This window comes from Coprococcus intestinihominis (genome assembly GCF_040096555.1).
Lineage (GTDB): Bacteria > Bacillota > Clostridia > Lachnospirales > Lachnospiraceae > Coprococcus_A > Coprococcus_A intestinihominis.
In genome coordinates this window covers 1-6,708 of record NZ_JBBMEK010000185.1, presented here as the reverse complement: position 1 = coordinate 6,708, position 6,708 = coordinate 1, and the positions used below count along the sequence as shown (strand labels likewise).

Here is a 6,708-nt window from a genome sequence, read left to right as displayed (position 1 = left end):
GGAATAGAATTTCCCAAAGAAGTTATCCAGCGAGGGGCAGATATGCTTGAATGGAGTCTGGAAGAACTGATTCAGCAGGCGATAGATGCATTGAAGACTTTTTGCCCATAAAAGTTCCGTTTATCCATGAATGTGCAAGAGAGTACTTGACGAATCATTCTGTTCTGACAATAATAGATAAAGGAATGAGCGTTGAATTGTCGGAAGGAGAAGAAGAGATGAAATGGATGATTGCATCAGATATACACGGCTCGGCCGCTTATCTGGAAAAGTTGCTTGAGGCTTACAAACAGGAAAAGGCAGATCGGATGCTGTTGTTAGGTGATCTTTTATATCATGGACCCCGCAATGATTTGCCGGAGGGATATCAGCCCAAAAGAGTTATTGAGCTTTTGAATGGAATGAAAGACGATATTCTCTGTGTCCGGGGAAACTGCGAGGCGGAAGTGGACCAGATGGTGCTGGAATTTCCGGTGATGGCAGAATATGCAATTTTGACAGCAGGTACGCGGATGATTTTTGCAACCCATGGGCATGTTTTCAATGAGAAAAATTTGCCGCCGCTGCATAAAGGTGATATTCTTTTGCACGGTCATACTCATGTTCCGAAGTGTGTGGCGCATGAGAACTATATTTATATGAATCCGGGTTCGGTATCCATCCCGAAAGAAAACAGTTATCATGGGTATATGACTTGGGAAGGATCGGATTTTGTCTGGAAAGATCTTGAAGGAGGTGTTCGAAACGAAGTTATTGTTTAAGCAGCGTTTGTTTTCATGGTTTGACAGTTATGATATATATGATGAAACGGAACAGACAGTTTATGTTGTTAAAGGGCAGTTGGCTTGGGGACATTGTCTGAAGATTTTCAGTGTTTATGGTGAAGAAGTCGGGACAGTCAAAGAGAAGGTGTTGACATTGCTTCCGAAGTTTGAAGTCTATGAAAAAGAAAGATATATTGGCTGCATCCAGAAAGAATTGACATTTTTGAAGCCGAAATACGATATTGATTTTAACGGCTGGCATATCGAGGGCGGTTATATGGAATGGGACTATACGATTGTTGGACCGGGCGGACAGAGGATTGCTGCAATTTCGAAGGAGCTTTTTCATATGACGGACACTTACGTGATGGATATCGTGAATCCGGAAGATGCATTATATGTGCTGATGTTTGTTCTGGCGATAGATGCAGAGAAGTGTTCAAGAAATTAAATTAACTGTTCAGAGCTAACCTCCAAAATGCTAAGCATTTCATCGGTGTGGCGTATCCGCCAAATAAAAGTTCAAAAACAGTCTTAAAATGCAAGCATTTTATACCTGTTTTTTGAAATTTTGCTTGGCTCTGAACAGTTACAAATTAAATACGGCATACAGAATGAAAATCATCTGCTGGAATAAATCCGGCGGGTGTTTTTTAGTTAAGATGACGCACTATTTTAATTGCCTATTGACATAGTAGGTAAATGGGTATATCATACCCATAGAAAAAGGAAAGGAATGAATATAGGATGATAATGATTTCTTCAAAGGGGCGTTATGCACTGCGGGTTATGACGTATCTGGCGGTCAATGCAGAACGGGAGTTTGTACCGCTGAAAGAGATAGCGGAAGCGGAGAGTATTTCTCTGAAGTATCTTGAGAGTATTGCCAGAATGTTGTCAAAGGAACACTATATTGAAGGAACCAGCGGCCGAGGCGGCGGTTATCATCTGACCAGAAAGCCGGAGGCATATAAAGTCGGTGACATTCTTCGATTGACCGAAGGAACACTGGCACCTGTATCCTGTCTCAAGGATAATGCAGAACCTTGCGGGAGAGCAGAGCTTTGCTGCACGCTGCCAGTATGGCAGGGGTTGTCGAATGTTATCACAGATTATCTGGATAATATGACACTGGCTGATGTGGCTGGGAAGGGCCGTTTTGATGAATAGATACAGATAACACAGGAAAATACAGCATAATTATAATAGAGAAGAAACAAGTAGGAGGCATAAAAATGTTGAACAAGCAGTTATTGAATGTAAAAGATTTATATGTTGATGTTGAAGATAAAGAAATCCTTCATGGCGTGGATCTGTCCATTGGTGAAGGGGAGACGCATGTTTTGATGGGACCGAATGGTACAGGTAAGTCCACCTTCGGTTATGCACTGATGGGCAATCCACGTTATACTGTGAAGTCCGGCGAAATATGGTTTAAAGGCAAGAATATTACGGCGGAACCAGTCAATGAGCGTGCCAAAGACGGTATTTTTCTTTCTTTCCAGAATCCGCTTGAGATTCCAGGCGTGACACTGAGTTCCTTTATTAGAAATGCACTGGAACAGAAAACCGGCAAGAGAATCAAACTGTGGGATTTCAAGAAAGATCTTGAGAAGACAATGGCTATTTTGCAGATGGATCCGTCTTATGCGGAACGTGATCTGAATGTGGGCTTTTCCGGCGGTGAGAAGAAGAAGGCAGAGATCCTTCAGCTTCTGATGCTTAAACCTTCACTGGCCATCCTTGATGAGACAGACTCTGGCCTGGATGTGGATGCAGTACGTACAGTTTCAGCAGGTATTGAAGAATACCAGAAGACATGCAAAGGCAGTTTAATTGTTATTACACATAGTACAAAAATTCTGGAAGCACTGAATGTGGATTATACCCATGTCATGGTTGAAGGCAGGATTATCAAGACTGGAGATGCATCCCTTGTTGAAGAGATCAATGAAAACGGATTCGGAAGTTATGAAACTCAGGAGCAGTAAAAGCGGCGTGGGAAAGGAGTGACTGACGGTGAAAGAAAAGAGTCAAGTTGAAGATATAGATAGAAGCATATATGATTTTAAAGATGATGAAAAAGACGCATACAGGATTAAAGCAGGACTGACGCCTGAAATTGTGCAGAAATTGTCCAAAGAGAAACATGATCCTGCATGGATGGAACTTTTTCGTCTGCATTCTCTTCAAATTTACAATGAGATGGCAGTGCCGGATTGGGGGCCATCTATAGAAGGCTTGAATATGGATCAGATTGTTACTTATGTCAGACCGAATACGAAGATGAAAGCCAAATGGTCCGATGTGCCGGAAGATATTAAGAATACATTTGAGCGTCTGGGTATTCCTGAAGCAGAGAGAAAGTCATTGGCCGGTGTCGGTGCCCAGTATGATTCCGAGCTGGTTTATCACAATGTTCGTGAGGAAGTCGCTGCACAGGGTGTCGTCTATACCGATATGGAGAGTGCATTGACCGGTGAATATGCAGATATGGTGAAGAAGCATTTTATGAAGCTGGTGAAACCGACAGATCATAAGTTTGCCGCACTTCACGGGGCTGTCTGGTCCGGCGGTTCATTTGTGTATGTACCGAAGGGGGTCTCTGTTGAAATTCCGCTTCAGTCTTATTTCAGATTAAATGCGCCTGGTGCAGGACAGTTTGAGCATACACTGATCATTGTGGATGAGGGGGCCGATCTGCATTTCATCGAGGGCTGTTCAGCACCGAAATATAATGTCGCCAATCTGCATGCCGGATGTGTGGAGCTTTTTGTGGGCAAGAATGCAAGACTTCGTTATTCGACGATTGAAAACTGGTCCAAGAATATGTACAATCTGAACACAAAGAGAGCATTGGTAGAAGAAGGAGGTACCATTGAATGGGTATCCGGTTCCTTTGGTTCACATGTTTCCTATCTGTATCCGATGAGCATTCTCAAAGGCCGTGGCTCCAAGATGGAATTTACAGGCATTACATTTGCCGGCAAAGGCCAGAATCTGGATACAGGTGCCAAAGTTGTTCATATTGGAGAAAATACAAGTTCTTATATTAATACTAAATCTATTTCAAAGGATGGCGGTATCAGTACATTCCGTTCATCCGTTGTTGTGAATAAAGGTGCAGAAAGTGCAAAATCTGCGGTTTCCTGCCAGTCTTTGATGTTGGATTCGGAATCCAGATCAGATACGATCCCTGCCATGGATATCCGTACCAAGAATGCTAATGTAGGTCATGAAGCACAGATCGGCAGTATCAGTGACGAGGCTGTTTTCTATCTGATGTCCAGGGGCATGAGCGAGGAAGATGCAAGAGCGTGCATCGTCAGTGGATTTGCGGACAACGTATCAAAGGAGCTGCCTCTTGAGTATGCACTTGAGATGAACAATCTGATTCGACTTGAAATGAAAGGCAGTATTGGATAGGGTAAAGGAGGATTTGAAGATGAAAGAGAATGAGACATTAAAGATTAATCCGCTGCCATCCAAAACATGGTACTGGCTCCATTTAAATGATACAACAGTGAAATGGAATGGGGATGTGCAGCCTTGCATGGTGATGGCAGAAGAGCCGGAACAGGTATCTGAAGCCGGTTTGAATATAAAGGAAATGACAACAGGCGTCGGCGCTGAGGCGAATGTGATATTTGAGGATGAGAATCTTCCGATTTTACAGTTTACAGCAAAAGCTGAAGCCGGTGACAGAGTCATCAGACTGGATATCAGCAGTGAAGATAAGGAGAATGCAGCGGGAACTGTTTATATTGCAGCGGAAGAAAATGCCCGTGTGACAGTGATTGAGAAGTTTACATCCGGCAAAAAGGCTCAGAGCGATCTGGCATTCAGAACAAAACTTTATGCTGGGAAAAACAGCACGATTCGTCTGATACAGATCAATATGCTGGATGAAGGACAGAGATTACTGAACGCAGTAGGTTCTGTCTGCGACGAGACAGCAAAGCTTGATGTTCTTCAGATGTTTGTCGGCAGAGGTGATGTATATAACGGCATTCAGACAGAATTGGAAGGCAACCAGTCTGAACTACATACGGAGATTGGCTATATTGGCCAGAAGCAGCAGACATTGGATATGAATCTGGTTATCAACCATTGGGGAAAGAAGACAAATTGTGACATTCAGGTAGACGGTACACTAAAAGATGCGGCAAAGAAAGTTTTCAGAGGTTCCATTGATTTTAAACGCGGTTCATCGGGATCCAAAGGTGCAGAAACTGAGAATGTACTGCTGCTTGGGGATGATGTGGAGAATAAGACGATTCCATTGATTCTTTGCGCAGAAGAGGATGTAGATGGCAGCCACGGCGCAACCATTGGTGAACTGGATGAAGAAGCATTATTTTATTTTGCGGCCAGAGGCATCGATCAGGAGACAGCCGAGGATATTATGACAAAAGCAAAACTTGAAGTCCTCTACCAGCATATACAGGATGAAGAAACAGAAAGGATTGTAGCAGACCAGCTTACAAAGGTGATGAGCAATGACAGCCAGTGATTACAGAAAAGATTTCCCTCTTTTACAGAATGAGGATACGATTTATATAGATAATGCAGCAACAGCCCAGCGCCCGCAGGCTGTACTGGATGCAGTCAAGGTTTTTTATGAGACAGAAAATGCGAACCCGCTGAGAGGCTTTTATCCTCTCAGTCTGAAGGCTACCGAGAGTTGTGAGAACGCCAGAGCGACAGTACGTGATTTTATTCATGCAACTTCCAAGAAAGAGATTATTTTTACAAGAAATACAACAGAAGGGCTGAATCTGGTGGCCTACAGCTATGGCCTCAGCCATCTGAAGGCTGGAGATGAGATTGCGGTCACTATTATGGAGCATCACAGCAATCTTTTGCCATGGCAGATGGTGGCACGTCAGACCGGTGCTGAATTAAAGTTTATGGAGTGTGAAACTGACGGCACATTGACAGATGAAACGATTCAGACGGTAATCAATGAGAAGACAAAACTGGTGGCAGTGGCTCAGGTATCCAATGTTCTCGGATGTGTCAATCCGATAGAGAAAATCGTGGCCCGCGCACACGAAGTAGGCGCAGTGGTTGTAATGGATGGTGCGCAGAGTGTACCGCATATGCCTGTGGATGTGCAGAAACTGGATGTGGATTTTATGGCATTTTCAGGGCATAAACTCATGGGGCCGATGGGAATCGGTGTATTATATGGCAGGAAAGTATTGCTCGAAGAAATGCCGCCATTTCTCACCGGCGGTGAAATGATAGATTCCGTGACACGAGAAGGGGCAGTATTTGCGGAATTACCGTATAAATTTGAGGCCGGAACAGTGAATGCTGCCGGTGCAGCAGGGTTGGCGGCTGCCATTGATTACCTGAATCAGGTAAACTTTGATTTTATCCAGGAGCAGGAACTGGCCTTAACACAGCGTGCGATGGAAGGATTGGCTAAGGTGCCGCATGTACATGTGATGGGCTCTGAAGATCCGGCAAACCATACAGGTATCATATCTTTTACAGTAGAGGGTGTTCATCCGCACGATGTCAGTGAAATCCTTGCTTCAGACGGCATTGATGTTCGTGCCGGTCATCATTGTGCTCAGCCGCTTCTGACCTATCTTGGCGTTCATTCTTCGACAAGAGCAAGTTTTATGTTTTACAATACATTGGATGAAGTGGATGCTTTTGTAAAGAGCGTTGCCAGCATAAGAAGGAGAATGGGATATGAAGAGTAGAAGTTTTTATAATGAAATATTGACAGAACATAATCTGCGGCCGGAGTATAAACATGATCTTCCGGATGCCAATATTGTTCTGGAAGGAGTCAATCCAAACTGCGGAGATGATATTTTTCTGAAATTGAAAGTTGAAAACGATGTCATTGAAGATGGTGCCTTTGTAGGAGATGGATGTGCCATTTCCCAGGCATCCGCAGACATTATGCTGGGGATGATCCTTGGAA

The 6,708-nt window shown here is 43.7% G+C and carries 8 protein-coding genes; all 8 read left to right on the top strand.

The features are described from left to right. Nucleotides 1-218 precede the first annotated feature (218 nt). Nucleotides 219-761, top strand: coding sequence for a phosphodiesterase (gene yfcE / locus WMO25_RS12900; protein ID WP_117527570.1), 543 nt, complete (start codon nt 219-221; stop codon nt 759-761). Further along, on the top strand, nt 736-1,215 hold the full coding sequence (locus tag WMO25_RS12895; RefSeq protein ID WP_221717285.1) for an LURP-one-related family protein: 480 nt from the start codon (nt 736-738) through the stop codon (nt 1,213-1,215). The genes yfcE and WMO25_RS12895 overlap by 26 nt, the downstream gene beginning before the upstream one ends. Before the next feature lie 302 nt (nt 1,216-1,517). Next, nucleotides 1,518-1,934 (top strand): RrF2 family transcriptional regulator, encoded by a 417-nt coding sequence (locus WMO25_RS12890; RefSeq protein WP_435384313.1) that lies wholly within the window; start codon nt 1,518-1,520, stop codon nt 1,932-1,934. A 65-nt stretch (nt 1,935-1,999) separates the two neighbouring features. Then, nucleotides 2,000-2,755: a Fe-S cluster assembly ATPase SufC gene (gene sufC, locus WMO25_RS12885; protein WP_349085626.1), complete on the top strand. Its 756-nt coding sequence runs from the start codon at nt 2,000-2,002 to the stop codon at nt 2,753-2,755. Nucleotides 2,756-2,783: 28 nt separating this feature from the next. Next, nucleotides 2,784-4,190, top strand: coding sequence for a Fe-S cluster assembly protein SufB (gene sufB / locus WMO25_RS12880; protein ID WP_349085625.1), 1,407 nt, complete (start codon nt 2,784-2,786; stop codon nt 4,188-4,190). A 19-nt stretch (nt 4,191-4,209) separates the two neighbouring features. Continuing rightward, nucleotides 4,210-5,277, top strand: a complete 1,068-nt coding sequence (locus WMO25_RS12875) for a SufB/SufD family protein (RefSeq protein WP_349085624.1) — start codon at nt 4,210-4,212, stop codon at nt 5,275-5,277. Next, nucleotides 5,264-6,481 carry an aminotransferase class V-fold PLP-dependent enzyme gene (locus tag WMO25_RS12870; protein ID WP_349085623.1) on the top strand — a complete coding sequence of 406 codons (1,218 nt, stop codon included), beginning with the start codon at nt 5,264-5,266 and terminating at the stop codon, nt 6,479-6,481. The genes WMO25_RS12875 and WMO25_RS12870 overlap by 14 nt, the downstream gene beginning before the upstream one ends. Beyond that, the coding region (locus tag WMO25_RS12865; protein ID WP_349085622.1) for an iron-sulfur cluster assembly scaffold protein at nt 6,471-6,708 on the top strand (238 nt) is incomplete at its 3' end. The genes WMO25_RS12870 and WMO25_RS12865, both read left to right, overlap by 11 nt.

Bases quoted from the DNA above. Each gene is read 5' to 3' on its own strand.
- yfcE (WP_117527570.1), top strand. From the start codon at position 219: ATGAAATGGATGATTGCATCAGATATACACGGCTCGGCCGCTTATCTG.
- WMO25_RS12890 (WP_435384313.1), top strand. From the start codon at position 1,518: ATGATTTCTTCAAAGGGGCGTTATGCACTGCGGGTTATGACGTATCTG.
- sufC (WP_349085626.1), top strand. From the start codon at position 2,000: ATGTTGAACAAGCAGTTATTGAATGTAAAAGATTTATATGTTGATGTT.
- WMO25_RS12875 (WP_349085624.1), top strand. From the start codon at position 4,210: ATGAAAGAGAATGAGACATTAAAGATTAATCCGCTGCCATCCAAAACA.
- WMO25_RS12870 (WP_349085623.1), top strand. From the start codon at position 5,264: ATGACAGCCAGTGATTACAGAAAAGATTTCCCTCTTTTACAGAATGAG.